A 24,503-nucleotide genomic window follows, 5' to 3' on the forward strand; every position below is an offset into this window, starting at 1 on the left:
ACATGAATTATGTATTTATATAATTTGTAATAGTCAAGAGCTTGCCATATCCCACGGGCAAATGCAGGAAAGCGCCATGAACGAAGTCATAACCGCCCGCCCCAATGCGCTCCGTATTGGCTCCCTCGCGCCTGATTTCCGCGCTCGTTCAACCATGGGCGATTTTCAGCTGTCGGCGCTGCGCGGCCAATGGGTGATTTTCTTTTCCCATCCGGCTGACTTCACACCGGTATGCAGCACTGAATTTGCAGCGCTCGCGCGGCGGCAAGCGGATTTTGAGGCGCTCAACTGCCGATTAGTCGGCCTGTCTGTGGATAGCCTCTATGCCCATATCGCCTGGGTCCGGGCGCTACGAGAGCTGTTCGACGTCCAGATCGCCTTCCCGATCATCGAAGACCCCAGCATGGCTGTCGGCCGTGCCTATGGCATGATCGACGATGATGCAGCGGACAGTATGACGATGCGGTCGACCTTCTTCATCGATCCGCAGGGTGTGATCCGCGCAAGCACAGCATATCCGCATAATGTCGGTCGATCAGTAAACGAGATGCTCCGCCTGTTGCACGCGTTGCAGCGCGTCGATGGCGGGACCAGCCTGACCCCGGAAGGCTGGGCGCCGGGTCAACCCGCACTGCTCCCCGCTGCCGAAAACACCGACGCTGCACCTGACTGGTTCTGTCGGCTGGAGGCCCGGCCATGAGCGCGCTTTACGAGGATCGCGAAGCCGCCACTGTTGCCGCAGAAAAGATCAAGATTTTTGCCCAACCGCAGCGGCTGATGATCCTGTCCTGCCTGCTACGCGGCGAACGCAATGTTAGCGAGATCGCCGATGTCACCGGCATCGGCCAGCCCGCGCTGAGTCAGCAATTGGCCGAATTGCGCCGCGCGGATCTGGTCCAGACGCGCAAGGAAGCCAAACAGGTCTGGTATATGCTAGCAGAAGACAATGTAGCGCTGTGCGTTGGCAATATCGAGGCGATCTTTGGCGGCGAGGGCAACCCTGAATTGCCACCAGCCGCAAAGCGCATTTTACAGTGGCCACCAGCCGACGGCGTGGCAGGTTTTGCCCGCGTCCTTTGACTTCAGCATTTCCACGCTGCGATCATAAATTGGGCTGAGCCAGTTGAGCAGCGCGTTGCTACTTCAACCCGATGCCCCATTTTAGCTCGGCTGGTTCGATACAAGTATCGCGCGTTCGGTCTTTGGCCATTGTGGCCAAAGGAGAAGTGTCATGGGATTATTGGAATTTGATTCCGCTGCTAACGAACGCAATTCGTGGGATGCAGGCCGAAAAGCTGGCGCAAAGCGCGCACTGAAGCCTCAGCAGATTTAGGCAGTCCGCTTCTTTCTGGATCAGCTTTGCAGGATTTGCGATAGGGTGCTTTTTGATCTGGCTATCGACAGCAAGTTGCGGGGCTGTGATCTGGCAGAGATCAGGATCAGCGATATCGTATGTGATCTGAAGATCCGCACACGGGCAAAGTTGGTCCAACAAAAGGCCGGACGGCCAGATCAGTTTGAACTCATGGATGACGCTCGCGCCAGCCTGCTCAGACGGCTCGATTTGCGCAGCGGTTCACTGGAGGAGTATGCTTTTCCCAGCCGCACCAACCATGCTGCCCAGGCAAGCACACGACAATATGCTCGCTCGGTCGATTAGTGGGTCACGGGAATTGGTTTGCCCGCCGCGGATTACGGAACCCATTCGCTAAGGCGTACGAAGGCCTCGATCATTCACAAAGCGGCTGGAAATCTCCGGGCGGTCCAGATTCTGCCGGGACACATGAAAGCGGACCGCGATGTTTTCTCTCAAGCCCTGAATTCCAGCCCAAGAAGGCGATCAAGCGACCATGCGCCGCCACCGTGCGCGATCAGCGGCAGCAGGATCGCGGCCCAGCTGAGATGGGTCGGCCAAGCGTCGGGATAGACGAAAATTTCGATCACCAGCGTCATGCCGAGCAGCGCGGCCGCAGCCGGACGAGTGAACAGTCCAAGCACGAGCAGGATCGGGAAGGCATGTTCCGAATAGGTAGCCGCATGCGCCGCTATTTCGGGCGACACGAACGGTAGCGCATACTCGGTGCGAAACAGCTCATAGGTGGAAGGCGTGATGGTGAGCACGCCTTCCACCTTGGTGCGGCCCGACAGGAAGAAGATAGCGGCGATGCCCAGGCGCGCGACCAGCAGTAGCAGGCTCTCCGGGATGAGCCGGGTGAACCGATCGCAAACTTTGCCATAGACGCGCATGAGGCTTTTCATCGCTCTTCTCCTTCGATGTGGGGTCTGGATCAGGCCTTGGGGGCAAGCGAACCGAAGCCCTTGGGCGTCTTGATCTTGGTGCAGGTGCCAGCCTTCACCAGCTTCCAGGCGTCGCCCTGATAGGCGATGCGTGAGGTGCCCGCGCAGCTGGTGCCGGCACCGGCCTTGCAGTCGTTCTTGCCGGCCTGGGCGACGCCATAGCATTTCTCCATCGGCTTGGCGGGCGCGGCGGCATGGGCGCTGCCAGCGGCGATGGCGAGAGCCAGGGCGGCGGCAAGGGCGGCTGGGGTGGATGTCATGTTCTGTCTCCGTGAAAGCTTGAAGGCCTCAACTGCGGCGGGAAAGTTGCTGGAACCATCCCGCCGCAGGGCGACCCTGGGAGGCCAAGCGGGCCGGGTCACGGAAGCTTCTTCGTGATGGAGGGGGAAAGCGTTACACCGGTCGCGCAAGTTGGGGCCGCAGCCATTTTCTGCCGCATCGCTGTAACCATCGGGGCCATGCCTGCGAAGAACAGTTCGGGAGTGCGTATGCGGGCGAGCGAAGAACAGCTCAGGTTATGGATGATCGGCGGCCTCGACGGGGACGCCGGTGCCCATGCCGCATTGCTCGGCGCGCTCGTCCCCCTGCTGCGATCCTTTTTCGGGCGCCGCCTCCGCGGCGCCGAAGCGGATGTCGAGGATCTTGTGCAGGATACATTGATGGCCATTCACACACGACGCGGCACATATGATCGGGCACGCCCCTTTGTCGCATGGGCCTATGCGGTCGCGCGCTACAAGATGATCGACCAGTTTCGGCGCACCCGAAGCACGGTGCCGATTGAGGGGCTTGAGGACATATTGATCGCCGAAGGGTTCGAGAATGCCTGCACCGCCCGCATGGACATCGACCGGCTGCTGGGTGGCCTGTCGCCCAAGCAGGCGCGGGCGATCCGCGCGACCAGGATCGATGGCCTTAGCACCGCGGAAGCGGCGAAGGCAGGCGGCCTCAGCGAGGCCGATGTGAAAGTATCCGTGCACCGGGGCTTGAAAGCGCTGGCCGCGCGATTGAAGGGAGACGGTTGATGCAGACTGACGACCTTATTCGATCGCTCTCTGGCCATGTCGCGCCGGTGTCACGCCATCTGGTGGAGCGCCGCGTTGCGTTGGGCGTCGGCGGCGGCTGCATCGTCACGCTGGCGGCGATCACCCTGACGCTGGGATTCCGGCCCGATCTCGGCGCGGCGATGCACAGCTTCGCCTTCTGGACGAAATGGGCCTACACCATGTCACTGGCAGGCGGCGCAATCGCCGTGACCGTGCATCTGTCGCGACCCGACGCGACGCGGTCACAATGGCTGTGGTTACTGGTGCTTCCCTTGGCACTGCTGGCAGCTGTGGCCGTGAGCGAATTGGCGCGCACACCCGTCAATGCTTGGATGCCGCTTTGGCTAGGGCTCAGCTGGAAAAAATGTTCGCTGCTGGTGGCTGGACTGTCCGTTCCGATCTTCATCGGCCTGCTCTGGGCGTTCCGCCAGTTGGCGCCGACACGTTTGCGGCTCACGGGTGCGACTGCAGGCCTGGCATCGGGCGCCTGCGCCGCGACGCTCTACGGCCTTCATTGTCCGGAGGCATCGGCGACGTTTGTGCTGACCTGGTACACGCTGGGCATGGCCATGGCAGCGCTTGCCGGTGCTTTTATCGGCCCGCGTCTGCTGCGCTGGTAGATCGGGTGTAACTATCGGGCAGCGGCCCGCGAAGAACCATTGCCATCCCGGCACCTATTCTTCGAAAGGCTATCTCCATGATCACCATCAAGTCCGGCGTCAGCATCGCCACCACCGCCGCCCTGCTCGCCATCGCGGGCGTCGCTGCATCCGGTCCCGCCATGGCCGGTCATGGCGCGAAGACCGCCCACTGCTACGGCGTCAACAGCTGCAAGGGCACGTCCGACTGCAAGACTGCCAAAAATGACTGCAAGGGCATGAACAGCTGCAAGGGCCAGGGCTTCAAGGAAATGTCCGAGAAGAAGTGCGCCGCCGCCGGTGGCAGCCTGACCGCGCCCGTCGGCCAATAATATCATCATCATCACGCTCCCGCCCCCGACGTCGAGCGTGATATCGAGGCCCGGCATCGTCCCCCGGTCGGGCCTCACTCTTTTCGGAGCGATCCTATGACCGGCGATACGACCACCCCTTTCCATGGTTTCGGCCTTGGCCTGCGCACGCCGCATTATCAGGATTTCCTGACGAACGCCGTGCCGGTGGATTTCGTCGAGGTGATCTCCGAGAATTTCATGATCGATGGCGGCAAGCCCCGCCACATCCTCGACCAGATCCGCGAGCGGCATCCTGTCGCGCTGCATGGCGTGTCGATGTCGGTAGGGTCGGCCGACGGGCTTAACCGTGACTATCTCACGCGGCTGAAGGCACTGGCCGACCATATCGATCCGCTGTTCGTGTCCGACCATCTGTGCTGGACCCGGATCGAGGGGTTCAATTCACACGACCTGCTGCCGCTGCCCTACACGGAAGAGGCGCTGGACCTGGTCTGCGCCAACATCGCGGTCGCGCAGGACGTGCTGCAACGCGCGATGCTGATCGAAAATCCATCGACCTATCTGCAATTCACCGCCGACAGCATGACCGAATGGCAGTTTCTGGACGCGATGTGCGCGCGCACCGGTTGCGCGCTGCTGCTCGACGTCAACAATATCTATGTGAGCGCCGTCAATCACGGCTTCGATCCGACCGCCTATCTCGATGGCGTACCCGCGAAACGCGTGCGGCAGATTCATCTGGCCGGACACAGCCAGGGTCGCGACCGCCTGATCGACACGCATGACCAGCCGGTGCCGCCGCCGGTATGGGCGCTCTATGCCGAAGCGTGCAGGCGCGTTGGCCCCGTCGCGACGATGATCGAGCGCGACGACGACATCCCGCCGCTCGGTGACCTGCTGGCCGAACTGGACATGGCCCGCGCCATCGCTGCGGACGACCGGAGGCGGGCGGCATGACCCTCGCCGCCATGCAGCGCGACTTTGCCGGATGGCTGACCGACCGGCCGGTGTCGATGGCGCCGTGGGTGGACGAAACCACGTCCGCCGGGCTCGCCGTCTATCACAATGCCTATCGCGTGCAGTTGGCCGATTGCCTGCGCGACACGTTCGAAAAAACGGCACTCTGGCTCGGCGACGATGCGTTCATGGCAGCCGCCCGCGTCCATATCGAAAGCACACCGCCGCATGGCTGGACGCTGGGCGTCTATGGCGACGGGTTCGACCGCATGCTATCGCGCCTCTATCCCGACGATCCCGAAGTCGCCGAACTGGCCTGGCTGGACTGGGCGCTGAGCCGGGCGTTCGAGGGAGCGGATGCCGCGCCGCTTGCGCCCGAGATACTGGCGACGGTGGATTGGGACACGGCATGCCTGAATTTCGTGCCAACCCTGCGGATCGGCGTGGCTGCGACCAATGCCGGGGCGATCTGGTCCGCGCTGGCGGCGCAAGATGATCCGCCGATGGCTGCGCCGCTGCCGCAGCCGGGCACCATGCTGGTCTGGCGTCAGGGGTTCACGCCCTGCTTCCGCACGATCGAAACGGTGGAAGCCGGCGCACTTGCCCACGTCTTAGCGGGCGCCCGCTTTGGCGCACTCTGTAGCCTGCTGGTCGAAACCCATGGCGAGGAGGTTGGCATCGCCAAAGCGGGTGCGCTGCTGGGGCAATGGATCGGCGACGGACTGATCGCCTCCATCGTCCAATAATGGCTATCGTCGCCATGCAGGGCCGCAACACAGGAGCAGGGATGGACTGGGCTTAGTCCAGGATGATGACGCTGCCCGCGAGATTGTGCAGCTTGCGCGCCTGGCTGGCGCGGGCGGCGAACGGACTTTCGAAAAATTGGACAGCGGTGGTCACGATGATCGGCGCATCCCAATTTTCCGCGTAGCGGCGCAGCTTGGCCAGGCCCGCAGCGCCCTCCTCTTCCGCGTCACTACCGGTGCCGGGGCGTTCCTTGTCCCAGTCGAAGCTGGAATGATGCTCCAGCACGGCTTCGCCCAGCCCGACATCTTCCCGGAAAATCTTGGCGGTCTGTTCGATGATTGAGGTAAAGGGGATGACGTAGATGATCCGCGCCAGGCCGTGGGTCAGGGCATGTTCCATCGCAAAGCTGAGCGAGGTCAGCGTCTTGCCGCCGCCGGTGGGCACGGTCAGGGTGAACAGACCCGGTGGTAGCGCGGCCTTGCCATTGGCATGGTCGAGTATGTCGGAGCGCAGCTTGTTGATCGGGGTGTCCGCCCAGCGATGACGGGCGAGGAAGGCGCGGACCATGTCGCGATGACGGGGTGTCAGCGTGCCGCCGCGCGGCGGTGGTTCTTCGCCGTTGGCCTTAGCATAGAAGCCTTCGGTTTCGAGGAAGTCGGCGTCGACCAGTGCGGAAAACAGCATGCGGGGCAGGAAGCATGCATCTGGCCAACGGCCGCCGCTCCCGCGATTACTGCATGTTCGTGCATGGGCCGATTGACCCTCGACCTTTTCATCAGGACCGGCGATATCGCCTTATGGTGTCCGATCGTAAAACCGTTGAATTCCTTGTTGAGCAGATGGCAGGCGGCGGCACCGTTTCAGCCAAGGCGATGTTTGGCGAATTCGGCATTTATTGCGATGGGAAAATGGTCGCATTGGTCTGCGGCGACCACCTATTCGTAAAGCCCACGGTTGGAGGGCGGGCATTCGCTGCCGGTGCGGAAGAAGCCCCTCCATACCCCGGTGCAAAGCCCTGTCTCCTGATCGACGCGGAAAAGTGGGATGACCGTGAGTGGCTTGCCGAGATCGTTCGTATCACATCTCAGGAATTGCCTGCTCCCAAGGTCAGGACCAAGCGCAAATCCGGTTGATGCAACGCCTGGCAGAAACCGGTGTTCGTTAAACGAATGTCCCCTTTTGGAACGTGGAGGTGGAGCGTTCAATGCCCGGGAAGGGTCGAAATTCACCGTATTGGAGCTGAAATTGTTCGCTGCCGTTCGCTAAAGCTTCCTGATAATCGAATAGAATTTTATGACCAGACTTATGGCTAATCGGTATAGATCGAGATAAATTGACAGTTAATGGTGGGTTCTATGTCGGACTGCCTCTCCGCCAGTTTCCCATCAAGCCATTGCTGTAACGGGGATTTGCACGATAGGGATGATGGTCCTCATGTCGTCCCTTCCCATCCTCTACAGCTTCCGCCGCTGCCCCTATGCGATCCGCGCGCGGCTAGCCTTGCTGGTGAGCGGGCAGGCGGTCGTGCTGCGCGAAGTGGTGTTGCGCGACAAGCCGGATGCACTGCGGCAGGCATCGCCCAAGGCGACGGTGCCGGTGCTGGTGTTGCCCGACGGGCAGGTGATCGACCAGAGCATCGACATCATGCGATGGGCGCTGGCACGGTCGGACCCGGAGGGGTGGCTGATGCGCGACGATGTAGGGCTGGTCGCGGCCAATGACGGCCCGTTCAAGGCGCATCTGGACCGCACCAAATATCCCGACCGCCATGGCAGCGATCCGGCGGTTCACCGCGCCGCGGCGCTTGACTGGCTGCATAGGCTCGACCGGCGGTTGGAGGGGAGCGATCAGCTATGCGGTGCGACGCGGGGGCTGGCCGATATGGCGATTGTCCCCTTCGTCCGCCAGTTCGCGGCGATCGACCCGGCCTGGTTTGCGGCACAGGCGCTGCCCCATCTGCGCCGCTGGCTCGACGGTCATTTGCAAGGCTCTCTGTTCGCCGCCGCCATGTTGCGCATCGCGCCGTGGCGCGAGGGCGACGCGTCGGTGGTTTTTGCGCCTGCAAAGGACGCGCCCGGCGATTTCTGATCTTTTCTGTGAAATATTTGCAAATGTTCCGGATAAAATCCTAACTTCTGGCAAAATATTCAGCGCAATTTAATAAAATGCCGTAAAAAACCTCGTTTTTCCGGGATTTTTTCAAACTGGCACGCCTCCTGCAAAGCTGTTGGCATGATCCAAAACGGATCGCCAACCATTGTTCAGGGAAGGACATATATCATGAAGACCATCGCTTTCACCGCCGCCATTGTGGCCGCCACCCTCGCCGTTTCGGCTGCCAGCACCCCGGCTTTCGCTCAGTCGCATGGCAGCTTTGGCAAGGCCAAGGTGACCTATGACGCCAAGACCGACCGCTATTGCTTCCGCGAAACCGTGACCGGTTCGCTGGTCCCCGTGACCCAGTGCCAGTCGAAGGCCGAATGGGCACGCAACGGCCTGACCATCAGCCGCAAGTCTAGCGTCCAGCTGGCCCAGCGCTGATGCTATCGCAGGCGCCAGCTCCTGGGGAGCGGGACCTGCCCGTAATGGAGACGGGTGGCCGGTCCTGCCAGACCGGCCTGACCCGATTCTGGCGACCATCGCCTCCGATACCCGTCATGCCCCAACATCCGTCATTTTCAGGCGATAGCCGATCCCCGGTTCGTTGCAGATGATCTGCGGTCGTTGCGGGTCTGCCTCCAGCTTCTGGCGCAGGGTGCGGACCAGTACGCGCAGATATTCGACATGATGGGCATATTCGTTGGGCCAGACCTGGTCCATGATCTGCTTGTGGGTGATCACTCGGCCGGGAAAGCGGGCGAGTTGGGCCAGCACCCCATATTCCTTGGGCGTCAGATGGATTTCCTGCCCGTCGCGGGTGACGATATGGGCCAGCAGATCGATGGCGATATTGCCGGCCTGCACCTGCGCCGCGCCGTCCGCGCGCGCCAGCCGGTTGCGCAGCGCTACCCGCACCCGCGCCAGCAGTTCGTCGGTGTCGAATGGCTTCGTCAGATAATCATCCGCGCCCAGATCGAGCGCCGCGACCTTCTCGTCCGTGGCGTCGCGCGCCGACAGGATGATCAGGGTCGTGTCCGTCTCCTTCTTGATCAGCGGCACCAGTTCCAGCCCGTCGCGATCGGGCAGGCCCAGATCGAGCAGGGTTATCGCAGGACGCACCCTGCGCAACGCCTCCATCCCCTCCCGCGCGGTCGCGGCTTCCACCGTATCATAGTCGGCGCGGGTCAGCGCGGCCTGGACCAGGCGGCGGATCTGCGGTTCGTCGTCGATGATGAGCAGGCAGTGGCGCAGGGTCATGGACTGGTTCCGTCAATGGGGGGGATCGGACAGGATGAGCGGCTGGGGCAGTATCAGGGTGAAGCAGGCACCGACCGGATCGGTCAAGGCCGGATCTGTCATTGTGCGTGCTGCAACGCTCATGCCGATGGCTTGGAGGAACGCCTCGACGATGGCATGGCCGCGGCGCAACTCCGCGCAAAAGCATTTCTGTCCTGCCCCCCAGCATTGCTTGAGCGACGTTTGTCTATAGCATCGATAGATAAGCTGCATGAGTCGGCGCGGAGGATGCATGATCGAACGGCAGGGACAGGATGGGCGCTTTGCCCGGTTGCGCGCGCGACTGGCGCAGGCGCTGTTGCGCGAACCCACGGTGATCCTGCTGGAACGGGACGCCGACGCCTTCATGCTCGCGCGCGGTCAGGGCGACCGGACCGGCCAGCCGTCTGAAGCGATCCGCTGACCCCTTCGCAACCGCAATATCCACCCTATATTGCGCCGGTCTTTCACGTTCATGCAAGGAGCCTTCATGGCCACCAACCCCCGCACCGTGACCCGCGCGGTCGATCCGCTGTTTCTGGAACGCTGGTCGCCACGCGCCTTTGATAGCTCGCCAATCCCGCAGGCGGACCTCGACACGCTGTTCGATGCGGCCCGCTGGGCGCCGTCGGCGTTTAATTATCAGCCCTGGCGCTTTCTCTATGCCCATCGCGGCAGCGCGGACTGGAGCCGGTTTCTCGGCGTCCTGCTGCCGTTCAACCAGAGCTGGGTGCAACATGCCGGCGCGCTGGTCTATGTCCTGTCCGACACGCTGACTGCCGCGCCGGGATCGGACGATTTCAAGCCGTCGCACAGCCACAGTTTCGATGCGGGCGCAGCCTGGGCCTTGCTGGCGTTGCAGGCGACCCGGCTGGGCTATCACACCCATGCGATGAGCGGGGTCGATTTCGACGCTGCGCGCACCGAGCTGGCGGTGCCGGATCGTTTCCGTATCGAGGCGGCAGTGGCGATCGGGCGGATGGGCGACAAGTCGGTCCTGCCCGAAGCCTTGCAAGCCCGCGAAATCCCCAGCGATCGCAAGCCGATAGAGACGTTCGCCCGACCGGGCAATTTCGTGGATTAAGTTCTTTGAGAATGTGCCTTCGCACATTCTGCCGCACCGGCCCGCTCCCCCACCCGGCCACCCACAATATACTGCCGTTGGGTGGACGGGTGGGGGGAGCGGGCCGGTGCGGTTCTAAAACCTCAGCCGGACTCGGCGAGCGGCAGCGTCATATCCTGCGCGACCCGCGCGCCGAGCATCCGGCCTGACAGCCAGGCCAGTTCCACCCGCGGCCCCAGCAGCCAGTCGCCGCACGCGCCCAGCCGAATATGATCGTTCCACAGCGCGCCATTGTCGGTACCGCGCGTCATGGCAAAGCGCCAGCGATGCGCGGTCAGGTGCGCCACAGGCGGCAATCCTGCACTGCCAGTCATCTGCCCCAGCGCATCGAGCAGTAGCGGACCGATGACGTGCGGACTTTCTTCCAGATGCGCCGCCGACCAGGCACCATTGGCCTGCACGACCCAGGCTTCCGGCCCGTCGCGGCCCGGCTTTGCGCTGTTGCGCGCCGCCCATGACAGGATGCCGCCGCCGCTGACATGATCGACCGGCAGATCGACCGGCTCGGCAAAGGCGATCATCGCGGTCCAACAGGGTTGCGAGCGCGCCGTCATCGCCACCCGCGCCATCGCCAGATCATGCAGGCCCAATATGGATGCGGCCTGTTCCGACGGCAGCGCGACGATCGCGGCGTCAAATGGCCCTTCAATGCCGCTGTCGAGCCGCACCCACCAGCCCGCCGAGTCGCGTTGCAGGCCATGGACATGATGCTGAAAATCCACCTGATGGGCTGCCGCCATATGGCGGATCGGCGCATTCATGGCCGGGTTGCCGATCCAGGCGTCGGCGCCGGCTTCGGGCCAGGGGACGACGACTCCGGTCGCAGCCCAGGCATCGACCTGATCGCGGAACAGCGGATCGCGCACGGTGAAATATTGCGCGCCATGGTCGAAACTGGCGGTGCCAGCGGAGGTTTCCACCCGGCGGGTCGACATGCGCCCGCCCGGCCCGCGCCCCTTGTCGAACAGCCGCACGGCGACACCATCTTCCGCCAGCCGGTCGGCGCAGGCCAGCCCTGCCATCCCTGCGCCTATGATCGCCAGCGTCACCCTGTCATGCCCCGTTTCAATAGCCCATCAGCGTAAGCAGTTCGCGGCGGCTGGCGCGATCGTCCAGGAAGCAGCCGAGCAGGCGGCTGGTCACCATGGCGACGCCGGGGGTGCGCACGCCCCGGCCGGTCATGCAGCCATGCTGCGCCTCTATCACCACGGCAACGCCATGGGGCTGAAGATGGTCCTGAATGCTCTGCGCAACTTCCGCCGTCAGCCGTTCCTGCACCTGCAACCGCCGGGCAAAGCCGTGCAGCACGCGGGCGAGTTTGGATATGCCCACTACCCGGTCGCGCGGCAGATAGGCGATCGACGCCTTGCCGGTGATCGGCGCCATATGATGTTCGCAATGCGACTGGAACGGTATGTCCTTCAGCAGCACGATCTCGTCATAGCCGCCCACTTCCTGAAACGTGCGGGACAAATGGCGACCGGGATCTTCCTCATAGCCGGTGCAATAGTCGCGCCATGCCCGGCCGACCCGCGCCGGCGTATCGCGCAAGCCTTCGCGTTCAGGGTCGTCGCCTGCCCAGCGAATCAGCGTGCGCACCGCGTCCTGCACGGCCTGCGGCACGAGCGGGCGGCCTTCATCGTCGAAGGCATAATCGCCAAGCTCGCGGGGGATGAAATTCATGGCCTTTCCCTTTCGTTCATCAGGGGCCTGTTTCAGCCTGCTTGCGGCAGGCGGGGCATTTGGGGCAACATGCCCAAAGGGGCATCGCATCCGCCGATCGCCCGCCAGTCTGTGAGTGACCATGTCCTTGTCCGAAATGATCGCCAACAGCGCGATCGCCGCCGTGATCAGCAACCCGCGCCTGCCCGACAATCCGATTGTCGAATGTAATGAAGCGTTCATCGCGCTGACCGGTTATGCGCGCGAGGAAATCGTCGGCCGCAATTGTCGCTTCCTGTCCGGCCCGGATACCGAACCCTGGCTCAGTGAGACGATCCGGTCGGGCGTGCGCGAAAGGCGGCCTGTGCTGGTGGAGATATTGAACTACCGCAAGGACGGCACGCCTTTCCGCAACGCGGTGATGGTCGCGCCGATCTTTGGCGTGGATGGCGAACTGGATTATTTCCTGGGGTCGCAAATGGCGGTGGAAACCCCGGACGTTGCCGGGGCAGAGCGATCGTCGGGCGCGCGTGAACGGATCGCCGCGCTGACATCGCGCCAGCGCGACGTGCTGATCGCGATGGCGGCGGGCAAGCTCAACAAGCAGATTGCCTGGGATCTGGGCCTGACCGAACGCACGGTGAAGATGCACCGCGCCGCGATGCTGAAAGCGCTGGGCGTCAGGACCGGCGCAGAGGGGATCAGGCTGGCGATCGAGGCTGGCTATTAGGGCGCGCCGCTAAGGGTGCAGACCCATAAATTACGAGGTCGAGATGGAGACGAAAATGGCTGGTGGGAGGGAGAGCGCGCGGCGAGATAGCGGAACTATCTTGCAAGCGTTCGACCGCTCCACCGGCCATTTTCGTCCCACCCCTCTGGGGCAGGATTGTCCGGGTTCTGTGGCGTGTCGAAGCCCTCGAACGGGCAATCTTGCCCGCTCTTCGCACTTCTCCTCCCACAGAATCCCGGACAATCCTGTCTCGATCCTCATAATTTATGGGTCTGCACCCTAATGTGGGTGCTGCTGGGCATTGCGGTGATCGTCGCCGGTTTCGTGCTGCGCTTCAACCCGCTGCTTGTCATCCTCGCGTCGGCGGTCGTCACCGGCATTGCGGCGGGGCTTGATCCGGTCGCCATCCTCGCCGCGTTCGGCAAGGCGTTCAACGAGGCGCGCTATGTCAGTATCATCTGGATTGTGTTGCCGGTCGTCGGCCTGCTGGAGGCGCACGGGTTACAGGAGCGCGCACGCGGGCTGATCGGGCGGATGCGCGGGGCAACGGTGGGCCGGTTCCTGACCGGCTATCTGCTGGTGCGGCAGGGGTTGGCCGCGGTTGGGCTGACATCGGTGGCGGGTCATGCGCAGACCGTGCGCCCGCTGGTCGCGCCGATCGCGGAGGCCGCCGCAGAACGGCAGGCGGGCGATCTGGACCATACGGAGCGCGAGAAGGTCAAGGCGATGGCGGCGGCGACCGACAATGTCGGGCTGTTCTTTGGCGAGGACATTTTCCTCGCCATCGGATCGATCCTGCTGATCAAGGGGCTGCTGGAACAATATGGCATCAGCCTTGAGCCGCTCCAGTTGTCGGTCTGGGCGATCCCGACCGCGATCGCCGCCTTCCTGATCCATGGCTTTCGGCTGTGGCGGCTCGATCGTCGCCTGAACCGGGCGGAACGGCCATGATCACGCTGCACTGGGTCTATGCGCTGGCGGGCGCGATCTTCGCCGCCTTTGCGCTGCTGGGCGTGGCCGACAAAAGCAATAAGCGCGCCCGACGAACGGCTGCTTTTTGGGCGCTGCTGGCCCTGTCGATGTGGGCCGGGGATAAGCTGGGCGACCTTGGCAATGGTGTGCTGGTGCTGGGACTGGTCGGCCTTGCGGCATCCGGGCTGGGCCGGGGCGGCGGCGCGGTGGCGGACGCTCTACGGAAGGAGCGGGCGGGGCGCTTTGGCAACGGGCTGTTCGTCATCGCGCTGGTCATTCCGGTAACCGCGCTGGTCGGTACGCTGCTGTTCAAGGAGATGCCCGGCTGGATCGATGGCAAGCAGGCGACGCTGATCGCACTGGCGCTGGGCGTGCTGATCGCGCTGGTTATGGGGTGCCTGTGGCTGCGCGCGTCGCCGGTTGAGCCGTTGCAACAGGGGCGGCGGTTGATGGACCAGGTCGGCTGGGCCGCGATTTTGCCGCAGATGCTGGCCAGTCTGGGCGCGGTATTTGCGCTGGCGGGTGTGGGCGATGCGGTCGGCGGGCTGGTCAGTCAGGCGATCCCGCAGGGCAGTCTATTAGGCGCAGTGATCGCCTATGGCCTTGGCATGGCGCTGTTCACCATCGTCATGGGCAATGCCTTTGCCGCCTTCCCGGTGATGACCGCCGCGATCGGCGTGCCGCTGCTGATCCGCACCTATCATGGCGATCCCGCGATCGTCTGCGCCATCGGGATGCTGGCGGGTTTCTGCGGCACGTTGCTGACGCCGATGGCGGCCAATTTTAACCTCGTCCCCGCCGCCTTGCTGGAACTCAAGGACAAGCATGGCGTCATAAGGCAGCAGGTCGGCACGGCCCTGCCGCTGCTCGCCGTCAATATCGCCCTCATTTACTGGCTTGCTTTCCCATGACCCATCTGACCCCCGACATGGCCAATGGCTTTGCCACGCTGACCCTGTCCCATCTGGGGCGGCGCTATCCCTATAAGATGGATCTGGTGCTGGCCGGGCCGCAGGATGCGCGCGAACCGGTCGATCATCATCCGATTTTTCACGGCAGTTTCGACTGGCATAGCTGCGTTCATGGCTGGTGGCAGGTGATGCGGCTGCTGCGCCTTTACCCGGACATGCCGCAGGCCGCTACGATCCGGGTGCAGGCCGATACGATGCTGGTGCCGGATAAGGTGGCGGGCGAACTGGCCTTCCTCGCCCGGCCGACCGCCACGGGTTTTGAGCGGCCCTATGGCTGGGCCTGGGCGCTGGCGCTGCATGGCGAACTGGCACGGCATGATGCGCCCTGGGCGGCGGCGGTGGAGCCGCTGGCGCTGGGGTTCGCGGCGCGCTTCCATGGCTTCCTGCCCAAACTCACCTATCCGCTGCGCGTCGGCACCCATTTCAACATCGCCTTCGCGCTGGTGCTGGCACTGGAATGGGCGGAAGCGCGCGATCCTGCGCTGGTGGCGTTGATCCGGGACCGGGCGCTCCACTGGTTCGGCAATGATCGCGCCTGTCAGGCGTGGGAGCCGGGCGGCGACGAATTTCTCTCGCCAGCCTTGTGCGAGGCGCTGCTGATGTGCCGCCTGCTGGCGCGGGCGGATTTTGCCGACTGGTTCCATGGCTTTCTGCCGCATTTGGCGCAGGGCGAACCGGCGACCTTATTCACCCCCGCCACCGTGTCGGACCGCAGCGATGGCAAGATCGCGCATCTCGACGGCCTGAACCTCAGCCGCGCCTGGTGCTGGCGCGCCATTGCCGCGGCGCTGGGACCGGACGACCCGGTTGCAGTGCTGGCGCTCGACGCAGCGAAACGGCATATCGCCGCCAGCCTCCCCCATGTCGCGGGCGACTATATGGGGGAACATTGGCTGGCGACCTTTGCGCTGCTGGCGCTGGAATGAGCGAGACTATCAGTCGCGCAGCAGCTCGTTGATCCCGGTCTTGGACCGGGTCTGGGCGTCCACCCGCTTGACGATCACCGCGCAATAGAGGCTGGGACCGGGTGTGCCGTCGGGCAGCGGCTTGCCGGGCAGCGATCCGGGAACGATCACCGAATAGGGCGGCACTTCGCCCATGAATATTTCGCCGGTCGCGCGGTCGATGATCTTGGTCGACTGGCCGATGAACACGCCCATCGACAGGACTGATCCCTTGCCGATGCGCACGCCTTCGACCACTTCGGACCGCGCGCCGATGAAACAGTCATCCTCGATGATGACGGGATCGGCCTGCAACGGTTCCAGCACGCCGCCAATGCCGACGCCGCCCGACAGATGGACATTCTTGCCGATCTGGGCGCAGCTGCCCACCGTCACCCAGGCGTCGACCATCGTGCCTTCATCGACGAAGGCACCGATATTGACGAAGCTGGGCATCAGGATCGCATTCTTGGCGATATGCGCGCCCGCCCGCGCGAAAGCACCGGGGACGGCACGGAACCCGGCGGCACGGAATTCCGCCTCGCCCCATCCGGCGAATTTGCTGGGTACCTTGTCCCACCAGAAACCGCCACCGGGACCGTTTTCGATCAGCGCATTGTCGTTCAGGCGGAACGAGAGCAGCACGGCTTTTTTGAGCCACTGATTGACCTGCCAGCCGCCGTCCACCGGCTCGGCGACGCGGGCCTTGCCGCTGTCCAGCAGCGCCAGCGCGTCGTTCACGGCGTCGCGCACCGCGCCTTGCGTGGTCAGGCTCACATTGGCCCGGTCCTCCCAGGCGGCGTCGATTGTGGTTTGCAGGTCGGTCATGCGCTTTCCCCAAGGATGCTGGCCAGAAAAGGCCTCAGATGGTCTGTCTCAAAATCGATAAAATCGGGATGATGATCATGATTGCCCGCTTCGGAGCCATTATTGACCCAGATGGTCGCCATGCCGATCGCCTTGGCGGGCCGCAAATTGCGGGCCATATCCTCGAAAAAGGCGGCGCGGGTCGGATCGACGCTGTGAACCCGGCACAATTCGGCATAGCCCGACGGGTCGGGCTTTGGCACATATTGGCAGGCGTGAATGTCGTGGATCAGCTCGAATGCGTCGGTCAGGCCCAGTTTCTCCAGCACACGCCCCGCATAGGTCGCATCGCCATTGGTGAAGATCAGGCGGCGGCCCGGCAGCGCGGCGATATGGGCGTTGAGATCAACGTCGACCTCCAGCCGGTCCATCGAAATGTCATGGACATAGTCAAGGAATTCGCGCGGCTCGATGCCATGATGGTGCATCAGCCCCGACAGGGTGGTGCCATGCTCCATGAAGTAGCGCTTCTGGGTTTCGCGCGCCGCCACCGGGTCGCAGCCCAGCAACCCTTGGATAAATTCGCCCATCTTCACGTCGATCAGCGCGAACAGGTCCGCCTTCGCCGGATAGAGCGTATTGTCCAGATCGAAGATCCAGGTGTCGACATGGGCCAGATCGCCAAGCATGGCCGCGCCCTAGAGCGATGCGGGTTGCAGGGCAAGGCCTCTAACCCTTCTCCCCGTGGGGGAGAAGGATACGCAGCCTTGGCCCGAAGGGCCTAGGCGAAGTTGGAAGAGGGGGATGTGTCGCTCAACACCCCAGCGGTTCGCTATCCTGATAAAAGGCCTGCACCGCCTGCCACGCCTCCTCCGCGCTTTCGACCCAGGTGATGAGGTTAAGGTCGGCAGGCGCAATCACGCCTTCATCCGCCAGCGCCTCGAAATCGACCACCCGGTTCCAGAAGGCCTTGCCGAACAGCAGGATCGGAATCGGCTTCATCTTGCCGGTCTGGATGAGGGTGAGCAGCTCGAACATCTCGTCGAACGTGCCGAACCCGCCGGGGAACACCGCCAGCGCCCGCGCGCGCAGCAGGAAATGCATCTTGCGCAGCGCAAAATAGTGGAACTGGAAACTCAGCTCCGGCGTGACGAAGCGGTTGGGTGCCTGTTCATGCGGCAGGACGATGTTCATGCCGATGGTGGTCTGGCCGACATCGGCTGCGCCGCGATTGGCCGCTTCCATGATCGAGGGGCCGCCGCCGGAACACACAACGAAGTGGCGGCATCCCGCCTCATTCACCGGATATTGCGCCGCGATGCCCGCCAGTTTGCGGGCTTCGTCATAATAATGCGCCTTCTTGCCGAGATTCTCGGCAATCCGCTTCTGTTCCGGCGTGGTCGCAGCGTCGATCCGCGCCTGCACCTGATCGGGTTCGGGGATGCGGGCGGAGCCATAGAAAACGAAGGTCGATTCGATTCGCGCCTCGTCCATCAGCAATTGCGGCTTCAACAGCTCCAGCTGGAAGCGGACCGGACGCAAATCTTCGCGCAGCAGGAATTCGGTATCCTGAAACGCCAGCCGATAGGCGCTGCTGCTGGTCTGCGGTGTGTCGATCGCCTTGCGGGCGTCCGCCGCCTCCTGACTGGCGGGGCGGAATTTACGTTCTTCAATGTCTTTTTTCGTCATCCCCACGACGTAAGGGGCGCGGATGACATTGCCAAGACGGGTTACCTACAGAATCCTCCCTTGCCGCCCATGTCGAAATGAAAATGGTCGTGATGCGCCGCGTTATAATCGGGGCTGAGGACAGTGTTGAACCGCTTGCAGGCGCTGGCATGGACGATTTTCAGGAACTGGCGCGTCTCCCGGTCGCCGCTCCAGCCCTGTTCGACACTAATCCTCCGCCCGTCCGCCAGTACGAAGGCGGCAATGTCGATCGCGTTGCTGTGCGCATGTTCGGATAATTTGCCGCTGCCTGCGATCGGGCGGCAATTATAGGTGCCAAATGTGTCGATCCGCACAATCTCCGTCCCCAATATGGAACGGGCCGCCGGTTGCACGCCATAGCGCGCCCAGGCCGCGAAATTGGCCGCCAACTGGCAGGTCATCGCCCCCAAATTGGTCGCAGGCACGCCAAAGTCGATCAGCTTGACGCTGCCCACCGCGCTGCACCCGCCGCCAAATGTCCGGTCGGGCAGCGGGGTGTAGGCAATCGCCTGCGCATTGAGCTTTGCCAGACATTGGCGCACTTCCATCGGTGGCGGCGCTGCCGGACGGACGGGTTTGGAGACTCGCGCCACCCGGCCGCGCGGCACCAGATCGCCGCCGCACGCGCTCAGCATCATCGCCATCGTCACGGCCAGCGCCGCGCCGCGAAACATTCTCATCGTCATCGCCCGCTCTTCCAACAGCGAGCCATGGTAGCAGGACAAATCTTGCCGATGGTTAACGGCGGCCACGGCTCGTCCTGTTTTTGCAACCAGCTTGACAGTTCAGCCGAAATCTCTAGTGGGGCCAGCGGGCCACGCGGTCCCAACGCCGCGCTGCTCTCTGTAAGGAGACGCTACATGACTGATTTGACTGCCGTTGACGCCACCGTTGCGCCTGCCGTAAAGCCCGCAACCCTTCCGGCCAAAAAGCCTGAGCGTCCCTTTTTCTCGTCCGGTCCCTGTGCCAAGCCTCCGGGCTGGAGCGCCGCTGCGCTCGCCACCGACTCGCTTGGCCGTTCGCACCGCAGCAAGATCGGCAAGACCCGCCTCGCATACTGCATCGACCTGATGCGCGAGCTGCTGAATCTGCCCGACACGCATCGCATCGGCATCGTGCCGGGTTCCGACACCGGCGCGTTTGAAATGGCGATGTGGACGATGCTGGGCGCCCGCCCGGTCACGACCATCGCGTGGGAAAGCTTCGGCGAAGGCTGGGTGACGGACGCTGCCAAGCAGCTGAAGCTCGACCCCACCGTGATCCGCGCCGATTATGGTCAGTTGCCCGATCTGTCGGCGGTCGATTTCAGCAACGACGTGCTGTTCACCTGGAACGGCACGACGTCGGGCGTGCGTGTGCCGAACGCTGATTTCATCCCCGCCGACCGCGAAGGCCTGACCTTCGCCGACGCGACCAGCGCGGTGTTCGCCTATGACATCGACTGGGCCAAGATCGACGTCGCCACCTTCTCCTGGCAGAAGGTGCTGGGCGGCGAGGGCGGTCATGGCGTGCTGATCCTCGGCCCCCGCGCGGTCGAACGGCTCGAAAGCTACACCCCCGCCTGGCCGCTGCCCAAGGTGTTCCGCCTGGTGTCGAAGGGCAAGCTGACCGAAGGCGTGTTCAAGGGCGAAACGATCAACACCCCCTCCATGCTGGCGGTCGAGGACGCGATCTTCGCGCTGGAATGGGGCAAGTCGATCGGCGGTGCCGCTGGCCTGATCGCCCGTAGCGACGCCAATGCCGCCGCTCTGGACAAGATCGTGGCGGAGCGCGACTGGCTGCATCATTTGGCTGCTGAACCGGAATTTCGTTCAAAGACTAGCGTTTGCCTGTTTTTGGCTTTGTTTGATCAGGACATGGTCAAGCGGTTTGCTTCCCTCCTCGAAAAGGAAGGCGCAGCGTACGATGTCGCAGGCTATCGGGACGCACCTGCGGGCTTGCGGATCTGGTGTGGGGCAACTGTCGATACGGCAGACATTGAGGCGCTTGGGCCGTGGCTGGACTGGGCATATGCTACCGTGAAGGCGGAAGAGCAGGCCAAGCACGAGGCTCCGCACTCTTAATTCGTCATTCCCGCGAAGGCGGGAACCCATCTCCCAGCCTGTCGACAGGTGCAATGGTGGGAGATGGATCCCCGCCTTCGCGGGGATGACGAGACTATTTTCCAAAGGAAATGCAGATGCCCAAAGTTCTTATCAGCGACCAGATGGACCCCCGCGCCGCCGCGATCTTCCGTGAGCGCGGCGTTGAAGTCGATGTCATCACCGGCAAGACCCCCGAAGAGTTGAAGGCCATGATCGGCCAATATGATGGCCTCGCCATTCGCAGCTCGACCAAGGTGACCAAGGACATCCTCGACGCCGCCACCAACCTGAAGGTCATCGGCCGCGCGGGCATCGGCGTCGACAATGTCGACATCCCCTATGCCAGCGCCAAGGGCGTGATCGTCATGAACACCCCGTTCGGCAACTCGATCACCACCGCCGAACATGCCATCGCGCTGATCTTCGCGCTGGCGCGCCAGATTCCCGAAGCCAATGCGCAGACCCAGCAAGGCCTGTGGCCCAAAAACGGCTTCATGGGCGTGGAAGTCACCGGCAAGGTGCTGGGCCTCATTGGCGCGGGCAATATCGGCTCGATCGTCGCCAGCCGCGCGCTGGGCCTGAAAATGAAGGTCGTCGCCTTCGATCCCTTCCTGACGCCTGAGCGCGCCGTCGAAATGGGCGTGGAAAAGGCGGATCTCGACACGTTGCTGGCGAAGGCCGACTTCATCACCCTGCACACGCCGCTGACCGACCAGACCCGCAATATCCTGAGCCGCGAAAATCTCGCCAAGACCAAGAAGGGCGTGCGCATCGTCAACTGCGCGCGTGGCGGGCTGATCGACGAAGCCGCGCTCAAGGATGCGCTCGATTCGGGTCAGGTCGCGGGTGCCGCGCTCGACGTGTTCCAGACCGAACCGGCCAAGGAATCGCCCTTGTTCGGCACCCCCAACTTCATCTGCACCCCGCATCTGGGCGCATCGACCGACGAAGCGCAGGTCAATGTCGCGCTTCAGGTCGCTGACCAGCTGTCCGACTATCTGCTCGACGGCGGCATCACCAATGCGCTCAACGTCCCCTCGCTGTCGGCCGAGGAAGCCCCCAAGCTCAAGCCCTATATGGCGATTGCCGAGAAGCTGGGCAGCCTGGTCGGCCAGTTGGAAGGCGACCAGATCACCGGCGTTGCGGTCGAGGTGGAGGGCCACGCCGCCGAACTGAACCAGAAGCCGATCACCGCCGCCGTGCTGGCGGGCCTGATGCGCGTCTATTCGGACACGGTGAACATGGTCAATGCACCCTTCCTGGCCAAGGAACGCGGCCTTGACGTGCGCGAAGTGCGCCATGACCGCGAAGGCGACTATCAGACGCTGGTGCGCGTCACCGTCACCACCGAAAGCGGTCAGCGCTCGGTCGCCGGCACTTTGTTCGGCCATGCCTCGCCGCGTCTGGTCGAACTGTTCGGCATCAAGGTGGAGGCCGATCTGGACGGCACCATGCTCTACATCGTCAACCAGGATGCGCCCGGTTTCATCGGTCGCCTGGGATCGACGCTGGGTGCAGCCGACGTCAATATCGGCACCTTCCACCTCGGCCGTCGCAACCAGGGCGGTGAAGCCGTGCTGCTGCTGTCGGTCGACGGCACCGTCACCGAACCGCTGCGCTGGGAAATCTGCAACCTGACCGGCGTGAAGCAGGTCAAGGTGCTGCGCTTCGCCTAAGCTGCTCTGAAAGCCCTCTCCCCTTGGGGAGAGGGTTGGGAGAGGGGGAGCAACGATGCGGCTGGACCCAACGCTGAAACAGCGCGCCAGACATATGCGCGCCAACCCCACCCCCGCCGAACAGAAGCTATGGCTCGCCCTGCGCGCCAACCGTTTCGAAAACCAGCAATTCACGCGCCAGACCATCATCGCGCCCTATATTGTCGATTTCGCGTCAAAGGCCGCGCGCCTCATCATCGAAGTCGATGGGGATACACATTCCGCCAAAGATCGCTATGACGCCCGGCGAACCGAATTTCTGGAATCGCTGGGGTATCGCATGATCCGTTTTGCCAATCCCGATGTCATCAGCAATATCGAGGGTGTATTGAGCGTGATTGCCGATGCGTTGCGCGTGCCCCCTCTCCCCAGCCCTCCCCCCCAAGGGGGAGGGAGCTAAGGTATGACCATGATCCCGCCCGGCCTTCTTCCCGAAGGATTATCCGACCGCCTGCCCCCGCAGGCCGAAGCCTCCGCCCGGCTTGCGCGCCGCGTTCTCGATACGGTTGCGACCCATGGTTATGAGCGGGTCATGCCGCCGCTGGCGGAGTTTGAGGATACGCTGACCCAGCGGCTCAAATCCATGCGCGCGCAGGATCTGGTCCGTGCGGTCGATCCGGTGTCGCAACGCAGCCTGGCGCTGCGGCCGGACATGACGGCGCAGGTCGGCCGCATCGCCGCGACGCGCCTCGCTACCGCGCCGCGTCCGCTGCGCCTTTCCTATGCCGGGCCGGTGATCCGCCTGAAAGCCAACCAGTTGCGGCCGGAGCGGGAGAAGTTGCAGGTCGGGGCCGAACTGATCGGGTCGGACAGCGTTGCTGCCGCAGTCGAGATCGTCAATGTCGCGATCGAGGCATTGCAGGCGGCGGGCGTCAGCGGCCTCACCATCGATTTCACCCTGCCTGATCTGATCGACATGCTGGCCGCCGGGCCGCTGCCGCTGGCGGCGGATGAACTGGAAGCCGTGCGCACCGAACTCGACGCCAAGGATGCAGGCGCGCTCGTCGCCCTTGGCCCGCAAGCCGCCGCCTATCTCCCGCTGATCGAGGCGACTGGGCCATTCCACGCCGCGATGGAGCGACTGGAAGCCTTCAACGCACAGCTGGGCGGCGCGATAGACAGCCGCATCGCGGGCCTGCGCGCCATCGCCAAACCGATCGGCTGGGACATTACCCTGACGCTCGATCCGACCGAACGGCATGGCTTTGAGTATCAGAACTGGTTTGGCTTCTCGATCTTTGCCGAAGGCTTCATCGGCGAAATCGGCCGGGGCGGCAGTTATGCCATTTTGCGCGCAGACGGGCAGGACGAACCTGCCATCGGTTTCTCGCTCTATCCCGACCCGCTGATCGACGCGGGCTTTGGTGACGAGGCACCCAAGCGCCTGTTCCTGCCGCTGGGGTCTGACGCGACCCGCGCCGCAGACCTGCGCGCCGAAGGCTGGCACACCGTCGCCGCGCTGGTGGGCGATGAGGATGGCGCGACCCTGCGCTGCTCGCACTGGCTCGATGGCGCGGAACTGCGCACTTTCTAACGGAATATCCGCGCGAGCCAGTTGTCCACGATCGCCGTGCCGGGATAGGCCGGATCGCCCATCTGCCGATTGATCTGCATATGGCCGCGCAGCCCACGGCCCTCCAATGCCTGTATCTCCACCGGCGTGCCTGCGCGTTTCAAGGCAGCGGCCAGCGCCTCCGATTGCGCCGCGCCATCGTCCCGGTCGACATGCAGGATCAGGAAAGCCGGGGCGTTGGGCCGGGCGGCATGGCGGGTCGGCGACAGCGCCTGCTGCCGCGCGAAATCCGCGCCGAACGCCTGCTCATAGGTGCCCTTCATGAACCTGAACCGGCCCGATTGCGCCATCTGCGCCGCCACATCATAGGCCGCGCCATCCAGCGGGATGATCCCACGCACGGCATCGGGCGGCAGGCCAGCCTTGGCGAAATAGCGCATGTCCGTCCCCACCAGCGCGACCAGATGCGCGCCCGCACTATGCCCCATCAGCACGATCCGGCCCGGATCGATCCCCAATGTCGCCGCGCGCTTGCGCAGGAAAGCGACGGCATCGGCGACATCCTGCGCCTGCTGTTCTACCGTGGCCCCCGGAACCAGGCGATAGTCGATCGACGCGAAATTATAGCCAAGCTGTTGATAATGAACAGATTTATACCGGCCCGTGGCATTGTCCTTGCTGCCCCGTTTCCACCCGCCGCCATGGACGAAAATCACCAACGGCTTTAATATGTTCGGCTCACTGTCGGTTTTGCCCGGCCAGAAATCGAGCGTCTGCGCCGGATCGCTGCCATAGGCCAGCACTTGCTCTCCAGGCTGCTCCCGCAACGGCGCCCCGTTGGCGGGGGACAAAAGCGACAGGCACAGGGCAAGGATCAACGCTATCCGCACGACACAT

General features: G+C 63.5%; 31 protein-coding genes and 1 pseudogene. 21 read left to right on the plus strand and 11 right to left on the minus strand.

All coding sequences use genetic code 11. The features are described 5' to 3' along the window. Positions 1-76 precede the first annotated feature (76 nt). The 3 genes and pseudogenes from ACODSR_RS07610 to ACODSR_RS07620 all read left to right on the plus strand — a co-directional run. Complete coding sequence (locus tag ACODSR_RS07610) at positions 77-700, plus strand: peroxiredoxin (protein ID WP_489075210.1); 624 nt, start codon at positions 77-79, stop codon at positions 698-700. Continuing rightward, entirely contained in the window at positions 697-1,080 is a 384-nt protein-coding gene (locus ACODSR_RS07615; RefSeq protein WP_489075212.1) for an ArsR/SmtB family transcription factor, read from the plus strand. Before ACODSR_RS07610 ends, ACODSR_RS07615 begins: the two co-directional genes overlap by 4 nt. Positions 1,081-1,231: 151 nt before the next feature. Then, positions 1,232-1,804: pseudogene (locus tag ACODSR_RS07620) on the plus strand (tyrosine-type recombinase/integrase); the annotation flags it as partial. A gap of 5 nt (positions 1,805-1,809) precedes the next feature. Here the strand turns inward: ACODSR_RS07620 and ACODSR_RS07625 are convergent. Together ACODSR_RS07625 and ACODSR_RS07630 are read right to left on the minus strand one after the other, a co-directional pair. Beyond that, on the minus strand, positions 1,810-2,259 hold the full coding sequence (locus ACODSR_RS07625) for a DoxX family protein (RefSeq protein WP_489075214.1): 450 nt from the start codon (positions 2,257-2,259) through the stop codon (positions 1,810-1,812). A gap of 29 nt (positions 2,260-2,288) precedes the next feature. After that, positions 2,289-2,558, minus strand: coding sequence for a BufA1 family periplasmic bufferin-type metallophore (locus tag ACODSR_RS07630; RefSeq protein ID WP_489075216.1), 270 nt, complete (start codon positions 2,556-2,558; stop codon positions 2,289-2,291). Between the two features lie 228 nt (positions 2,559-2,786). On the opposite strand from ACODSR_RS07630, the gene ACODSR_RS07635 reads away from it, so the two are divergent. From ACODSR_RS07635 to ACODSR_RS07655, 5 genes are all read left to right on the plus strand, one after another. Continuing rightward, positions 2,787-3,323: a sigma-70 family RNA polymerase sigma factor gene (locus ACODSR_RS07635; protein ID WP_489075218.1), complete on the plus strand. Its 537-nt coding sequence runs from the start codon at positions 2,787-2,789 to the stop codon at positions 3,321-3,323. Continuing rightward, positions 3,323-3,964 carry an NrsF family protein gene (locus ACODSR_RS07640; RefSeq protein WP_489075220.1) on the plus strand — a complete coding sequence of 214 codons (642 nt, stop codon included), beginning with the start codon at positions 3,323-3,325 and terminating at the stop codon, positions 3,962-3,964. The genes ACODSR_RS07635 and ACODSR_RS07640 overlap by 1 nt, the downstream gene beginning before the upstream one ends. Before the next feature lie 77 nt (positions 3,965-4,041). Next, positions 4,042-4,314, plus strand: coding sequence for a BufA2 family periplasmic bufferin-type metallophore (gene bufA2 / locus ACODSR_RS07645; protein WP_489075222.1), 273 nt, complete (start codon positions 4,042-4,044; stop codon positions 4,312-4,314). 96 nt (positions 4,315-4,410) lie between these two features. After that, the gene (gene bufB, locus ACODSR_RS07650) at positions 4,411-5,253 is read left to right on the plus strand and encodes an MNIO family bufferin maturase (RefSeq protein WP_489075224.1); all 843 of its coding nucleotides are present in this window, start codon (positions 4,411-4,413) and stop codon (positions 5,251-5,253) included. Beyond that, positions 5,250-5,999, plus strand: a complete 750-nt coding sequence (locus ACODSR_RS07655) for an HvfC/BufC family peptide modification chaperone (protein WP_489075226.1) — start codon at positions 5,250-5,252, stop codon at positions 5,997-5,999. Before bufB ends, ACODSR_RS07655 begins: the two co-directional genes overlap by 4 nt. Positions 6,000-6,051: 52 nt before the next feature. On the opposite strand, the gene ACODSR_RS07660 is transcribed toward ACODSR_RS07655, so the two are convergent. Continuing rightward, on the minus strand, positions 6,052-6,684 hold the full coding sequence (locus tag ACODSR_RS07660) for a CRISPR-associated helicase/endonuclease Cas3 (protein WP_489075228.1): 633 nt from the start codon (positions 6,682-6,684) through the stop codon (positions 6,052-6,054). Between the two features lie 14 nt (positions 6,685-6,698). Between ACODSR_RS07660 and ACODSR_RS07665 the strand changes: the two genes are divergently transcribed. The 3 genes from ACODSR_RS07665 to ACODSR_RS07675 all read left to right on the plus strand — a co-directional run bounded on the left by ACODSR_RS07665 (position 6,699) and on the right by ACODSR_RS07675 (position 8,541). Next, positions 6,699-7,133 carry a TfoX/Sxy family protein gene (locus ACODSR_RS07665; RefSeq protein ID WP_489075230.1) on the plus strand — a complete coding sequence of 145 codons (435 nt, stop codon included), beginning with the start codon at positions 6,699-6,701 and terminating at the stop codon, positions 7,131-7,133. A gap of 301 nt (positions 7,134-7,434) precedes the next feature. Further along, the gene (locus tag ACODSR_RS07670) at positions 7,435-8,088 is read left to right on the plus strand and encodes a glutathione S-transferase (RefSeq protein WP_489075232.1); all 654 of its coding nucleotides are present in this window, start codon (positions 7,435-7,437) and stop codon (positions 8,086-8,088) included. Between the two features lie 192 nt (positions 8,089-8,280). Then, entirely contained in the window at positions 8,281-8,541 is a 261-nt protein-coding gene (locus tag ACODSR_RS07675; RefSeq protein ID WP_489075233.1) for a hypothetical protein, read from the plus strand. 114 nt (positions 8,542-8,655) lie between these two features. On the opposite strand, the gene ACODSR_RS07680 is transcribed toward ACODSR_RS07675, so the two are convergent. Then, on the minus strand, positions 8,656-9,357 hold the full coding sequence (locus ACODSR_RS07680; protein ID WP_489075235.1) for a response regulator: 702 nt from the start codon (positions 9,355-9,357) through the stop codon (positions 8,656-8,658). Between the two features lie 271 nt (positions 9,358-9,628). On the opposite strand from ACODSR_RS07680, the gene ACODSR_RS07685 reads away from it, so the two are divergent. Continuing rightward, on the plus strand, positions 9,629-9,799 hold the full coding sequence (locus ACODSR_RS07685; RefSeq protein WP_489075237.1) for a hypothetical protein: 171 nt from the start codon (positions 9,629-9,631) through the stop codon (positions 9,797-9,799). A 66-nt stretch (positions 9,800-9,865) separates the two neighbouring features. Beyond that, positions 9,866-10,459, plus strand: coding sequence for a nitroreductase family protein (locus ACODSR_RS07690; RefSeq protein ID WP_489075239.1), 594 nt, complete (start codon positions 9,866-9,868; stop codon positions 10,457-10,459). Between the two features lie 122 nt (positions 10,460-10,581). On the opposite strand, the gene ACODSR_RS07695 is transcribed toward ACODSR_RS07690, so the two are convergent. Then, positions 10,582-11,547, minus strand: a complete 966-nt coding sequence (locus ACODSR_RS07695) for an NAD(P)/FAD-dependent oxidoreductase (RefSeq protein ID WP_489075241.1) — start codon at positions 11,545-11,547, stop codon at positions 10,582-10,584. 16 nt (positions 11,548-11,563) lie between these two features. Continuing rightward, positions 11,564-12,181 carry a GTP cyclohydrolase I FolE gene (gene folE / locus ACODSR_RS07700; protein WP_489075243.1) on the minus strand — a complete coding sequence of 206 codons (618 nt, stop codon included), beginning with the start codon at positions 12,179-12,181 and terminating at the stop codon, positions 11,564-11,566. Positions 12,182-12,302: 121 nt separating this feature from the next. Here folE and ACODSR_RS07705 point away from each other — a divergent pair, with 121 nt between their 5' ends. The 4 genes from ACODSR_RS07705 (at position 12,303) to ACODSR_RS07720 (ending at position 15,759) form a co-directional block, all read left to right on the plus strand. After that, on the plus strand, positions 12,303-12,890 hold the full coding sequence (locus tag ACODSR_RS07705) for a PAS domain-containing protein (RefSeq protein ID WP_489075245.1): 588 nt from the start codon (positions 12,303-12,305) through the stop codon (positions 12,888-12,890). Between the two features lie 282 nt (positions 12,891-13,172). Then, entirely contained in the window at positions 13,173-13,841 is a 669-nt protein-coding gene (locus ACODSR_RS07710) for a DUF969 domain-containing protein (protein WP_489075247.1), read from the plus strand. Further along, entirely contained in the window at positions 13,838-14,773 is a 936-nt protein-coding gene (locus ACODSR_RS07715; RefSeq protein ID WP_489075249.1) for a DUF979 domain-containing protein, read from the plus strand. Before ACODSR_RS07710 ends, ACODSR_RS07715 begins: the two co-directional genes overlap by 4 nt. Continuing rightward, a complete protein-coding gene (locus ACODSR_RS07720) occupies positions 14,770-15,759 on the plus strand; it encodes a DUF2891 domain-containing protein (protein WP_489075251.1) in 990 nt (329 codons plus the stop codon). Before ACODSR_RS07715 ends, ACODSR_RS07720 begins: the two co-directional genes overlap by 4 nt. Positions 15,760-15,768: 9 nt before the next feature. On the opposite strand, the gene dapD is transcribed toward ACODSR_RS07720, so the two are convergent. From dapD to ACODSR_RS07740, 4 genes are all read right to left on the minus strand, one after another. After that, complete coding sequence (gene dapD / locus ACODSR_RS07725) at positions 15,769-16,605, minus strand: 2,3,4,5-tetrahydropyridine-2,6-dicarboxylate N-succinyltransferase (protein WP_489075253.1); 837 nt, start codon at positions 16,603-16,605, stop codon at positions 15,769-15,771. Beyond that, positions 16,602-17,273, minus strand: coding sequence for a pyrimidine 5'-nucleotidase (locus ACODSR_RS07730; protein WP_489075254.1), 672 nt, complete (start codon positions 17,271-17,273; stop codon positions 16,602-16,604). Before ACODSR_RS07730 ends, dapD begins: the two co-directional genes overlap by 4 nt. 124 nt (positions 17,274-17,397) lie before the next feature. After that, positions 17,398-18,273 carry an LOG family protein gene (locus ACODSR_RS07735; RefSeq protein WP_489075256.1) on the minus strand — a complete coding sequence of 292 codons (876 nt, stop codon included), beginning with the start codon at positions 18,271-18,273 and terminating at the stop codon, positions 17,398-17,400. 41 nt (positions 18,274-18,314) lie between these two features. Next, positions 18,315-18,980, minus strand: a complete 666-nt coding sequence (locus ACODSR_RS07740; protein WP_489075258.1) for an extensin family protein — start codon at positions 18,978-18,980, stop codon at positions 18,315-18,317. A 174-nt stretch (positions 18,981-19,154) separates the two neighbouring features. On the opposite strand from ACODSR_RS07740, the gene ACODSR_RS07745 reads away from it, so the two are divergent. The 4 genes from ACODSR_RS07745 (at position 19,155) to ACODSR_RS07760 (ending at position 23,627) form a co-directional block, all read left to right on the plus strand. After that, positions 19,155-20,357: a phosphoserine transaminase gene (locus ACODSR_RS07745; RefSeq protein ID WP_489075260.1), complete on the plus strand. Its 1,203-nt coding sequence runs from the start codon at positions 19,155-19,157 to the stop codon at positions 20,355-20,357. Positions 20,358-20,473: 116 nt separating this feature from the next. Next, complete coding sequence (gene serA, locus ACODSR_RS07750) at positions 20,474-22,054, plus strand: phosphoglycerate dehydrogenase (RefSeq protein WP_217674126.1); 1,581 nt, start codon at positions 20,474-20,476, stop codon at positions 22,052-22,054. Between the two features lie 55 nt (positions 22,055-22,109). Beyond that, on the plus strand, positions 22,110-22,493 hold the full coding sequence (locus tag ACODSR_RS07755) for an endonuclease domain-containing protein (RefSeq protein WP_489075262.1): 384 nt from the start codon (positions 22,110-22,112) through the stop codon (positions 22,491-22,493). Between the two features lie 3 nt (positions 22,494-22,496). Further along, positions 22,497-23,627: an ATP phosphoribosyltransferase regulatory subunit gene (locus tag ACODSR_RS07760; protein ID WP_489075264.1), complete on the plus strand. Its 1,131-nt coding sequence runs from the start codon at positions 22,497-22,499 to the stop codon at positions 23,625-23,627. Here the strand turns inward: ACODSR_RS07760 and ACODSR_RS07765 are convergent. Then, positions 23,624-24,496 carry an alpha/beta hydrolase gene (locus ACODSR_RS07765; RefSeq protein ID WP_489075266.1) on the minus strand — a complete coding sequence of 291 codons (873 nt, stop codon included), beginning with the start codon at positions 24,494-24,496 and terminating at the stop codon, positions 23,624-23,626. The genes ACODSR_RS07760 and ACODSR_RS07765 overlap by 4 nt on opposite strands. Between the last annotated feature and the right edge of the window lie 7 nt (positions 24,497-24,503).

This window comes from Sphingobium sp. FG125, from assembly GCF_057809795.1.

Bases quoted from the DNA above. Each gene is read 5' to 3' on its own strand.
- ACODSR_RS07665 (WP_489075230.1), top strand. From the start codon at position 6,699: ATGCATCTGGCCAACGGCCGCCGCTCCCGCGATTACTGCATGTTCGTG.
- ACODSR_RS07675 (WP_489075233.1), top strand. From the start codon at position 8,281: ATGAAGACCATCGCTTTCACCGCCGCCATTGTGGCCGCCACCCTCGCC.
- serA (WP_217674126.1), top strand. From the start codon at position 20,474: ATGCCCAAAGTTCTTATCAGCGACCAGATGGACCCCCGCGCCGCCGCG.
- ACODSR_RS07685 (WP_489075237.1), top strand. From the start codon at position 9,629: ATGATCGAACGGCAGGGACAGGATGGGCGCTTTGCCCGGTTGCGCGCG.
- ACODSR_RS07610 (WP_489075210.1), top strand. From the start codon at position 77: ATGAACGAAGTCATAACCGCCCGCCCCAATGCGCTCCGTATTGGCTCC.
- ACODSR_RS07760 (WP_489075264.1), top strand. From the start codon at position 22,497: ATGACCATGATCCCGCCCGGCCTTCTTCCCGAAGGATTATCCGACCGC.
- ACODSR_RS07670 (WP_489075232.1), top strand. From the start codon at position 7,435: ATGTCGTCCCTTCCCATCCTCTACAGCTTCCGCCGCTGCCCCTATGCG.
- dapD (WP_489075253.1), bottom strand. From the start codon at position 16,605: ATGACCGACCTGCAAACCACAATCGACGCCGCCTGGGAGGACCGGGCC.
- ACODSR_RS07680 (WP_489075235.1), bottom strand. From the start codon at position 9,357: ATGACCCTGCGCCACTGCCTGCTCATCATCGACGACGAACCGCAGATC.
- ACODSR_RS07615 (WP_489075212.1), top strand. From the start codon at position 697: ATGAGCGCGCTTTACGAGGATCGCGAAGCCGCCACTGTTGCCGCAGAA.
- ACODSR_RS07630 (WP_489075216.1), bottom strand. From the start codon at position 2,558: ATGACATCCACCCCAGCCGCCCTTGCCGCCGCCCTGGCTCTCGCCATC.
- bufA2 (WP_489075222.1), top strand. From the start codon at position 4,042: ATGATCACCATCAAGTCCGGCGTCAGCATCGCCACCACCGCCGCCCTG.
- ACODSR_RS07720 (WP_489075251.1), top strand. From the start codon at position 14,770: ATGACCCATCTGACCCCCGACATGGCCAATGGCTTTGCCACGCTGACC.
- ACODSR_RS07660 (WP_489075228.1), bottom strand. From the start codon at position 6,684: ATGCTGTTTTCCGCACTGGTCGACGCCGACTTCCTCGAAACCGAAGGC.
- ACODSR_RS07710 (WP_489075247.1), top strand. From the start codon at position 13,173: ATGTGGGTGCTGCTGGGCATTGCGGTGATCGTCGCCGGTTTCGTGCTG.
- ACODSR_RS07735 (WP_489075256.1), bottom strand. From the start codon at position 18,273: ATGACGAAAAAAGACATTGAAGAACGTAAATTCCGCCCCGCCAGTCAG.
- ACODSR_RS07730 (WP_489075254.1), bottom strand. From the start codon at position 17,273: ATGCTTGGCGATCTGGCCCATGTCGACACCTGGATCTTCGATCTGGAC.
- ACODSR_RS07755 (WP_489075262.1), top strand. From the start codon at position 22,110: ATGCGGCTGGACCCAACGCTGAAACAGCGCGCCAGACATATGCGCGCC.
- ACODSR_RS07690 (WP_489075239.1), top strand. From the start codon at position 9,866: ATGGCCACCAACCCCCGCACCGTGACCCGCGCGGTCGATCCGCTGTTT.
- ACODSR_RS07705 (WP_489075245.1), top strand. From the start codon at position 12,303: ATGTCCTTGTCCGAAATGATCGCCAACAGCGCGATCGCCGCCGTGATC.
- bufB (WP_489075224.1), top strand. From the start codon at position 4,411: ATGACCGGCGATACGACCACCCCTTTCCATGGTTTCGGCCTTGGCCTG.
- ACODSR_RS07625 (WP_489075214.1), bottom strand. From the start codon at position 2,259: ATGAAAAGCCTCATGCGCGTCTATGGCAAAGTTTGCGATCGGTTCACC.
- ACODSR_RS07655 (WP_489075226.1), top strand. From the start codon at position 5,250: ATGACCCTCGCCGCCATGCAGCGCGACTTTGCCGGATGGCTGACCGAC.
- ACODSR_RS07740 (WP_489075258.1), bottom strand. From the start codon at position 18,980: ATGACGATGAGAATGTTTCGCGGCGCGGCGCTGGCCGTGACGATGGCG.
- folE (WP_489075243.1), bottom strand. From the start codon at position 12,181: ATGAATTTCATCCCCCGCGAGCTTGGCGATTATGCCTTCGACGATGAA.
- ACODSR_RS07635 (WP_489075218.1), top strand. From the start codon at position 2,787: ATGCGGGCGAGCGAAGAACAGCTCAGGTTATGGATGATCGGCGGCCTC.
- ACODSR_RS07715 (WP_489075249.1), top strand. From the start codon at position 13,838: ATGATCACGCTGCACTGGGTCTATGCGCTGGCGGGCGCGATCTTCGCC.
- ACODSR_RS07745 (WP_489075260.1), top strand. From the start codon at position 19,155: ATGACTGATTTGACTGCCGTTGACGCCACCGTTGCGCCTGCCGTAAAG.
- ACODSR_RS07640 (WP_489075220.1), top strand. From the start codon at position 3,323: ATGCAGACTGACGACCTTATTCGATCGCTCTCTGGCCATGTCGCGCCG.